Origin of the sequence: Moraxella lacunata (genome assembly GCF_002027545.1) — a bacterium.
Taxonomy (GTDB): domain Bacteria; phylum Pseudomonadota; class Gammaproteobacteria; order Pseudomonadales; family Moraxellaceae; genus Moraxella; species Moraxella lacunata.
On sequence record NZ_MXAN01000132.1, the window covers coordinates 1 to 1,182 of the forward strand.

Here is a 1,182-nt window from a genome sequence, read left to right on the forward strand (position 1 = left end):
TGCTATCGCAACTGTTGCTGCTAAGCACCACGGTGGTGAAGCAAAAGACTACGCTGCCATTGACTCAGCTCCTGAAGAAAAAGCTCGTGGTATTACCATTAACACTTCTCACATCGAGTATGACACCGCAGCTCGCCACTATGCACACGTAGACTGCCCCGGTCACGCCGACTATGTTAAAAACATGATTACTGGTGCCGCTCAGATGGACGGTGCTATCCTAGTAGTTGCAGCAACAGATGGTCCTATGCCACAAACTCGTGAGCACATCCTTCTATCTCGTCAGGTTGGCGTACCTTACATCATGGTATTCATGAACAAGTGCGACCTAGTAGACGACGAAGAACTTCTAGAACTTGTTGAAATGGAAGTGCGTGAACTTCTATCTGACTATGACTTCCCAGGTGATGACACCCCAATCATCAAAGGTTCTGCACTACTAGGTCTAAACGGTGATGCTGGTCAATACGGCGAGCCTGCCATCCTAGAACTACTAGACACCCTAGACAGCTACATTCCTGAGCCTGAGCGTGACATCGATAAAGCATTCCTAATGCCAATCGAAGACGTATTCTCTATCTCTGGTCGTGGTACTGTGGTAACAGGTCGTGTTGAATCTGGCATCATCAAAGTTGGTGATGAAGTTGAAATCGTAGGTATTAAAGACACTGCCAAAACTACCTGTACTGGTGTTGAGATGTTCCGTAAGCTACTAGACGAAGGTCGTGCGGGCGAGAACTGTGGTGTGCTACTACGTGGTACTAAGCGTGAAGAAGTTCAACGTGGTCAAGTACTAGCCAAACCAGGTTCAATCACCCCACACACCAACTTTGACGCTGAAGTATACGTACTGTCAAAAGAAGAAGGTGGTCGTCACACCCCATTCCTAAATGGCTATCGTCCACAATTCTACTTCCGTACCACTGACGTAACAGGTGCCATCACCCTACAAGAAGGTACTGAAATGGTTATGCCTGGTGACAACGTTGAGATGAGTGTTGAGCTTATCCACCCAATCGCCATGGACAAAGGTCTACGCTTCGCCATCCGTGAAGGTGGTCGTACCGTAGGTGCTGGTGTTGTTGCTAACGTTAAGAACTAATCTAACAAGATTAGCTTAACAGCAAACAAGACTAACCAAGTCAAACCAAACCCCCTGCCAGAGATGGTGGGGGGTTTGGG

1 protein-coding gene is annotated in these 1,182 nt (G+C 47.7%); it reads left to right on the forward strand.

Annotated elements, in window-relative coordinates:
- Window positions 1-1,102: elongation factor Tu (gene tuf, locus B5J94_RS13640; RefSeq protein ID WP_062501684.1), on the forward strand; the 1,102-nt coding region annotated here is incomplete at its 5' end.
- Window positions 1,103-1,182 lie beyond the last annotated feature (80 nt).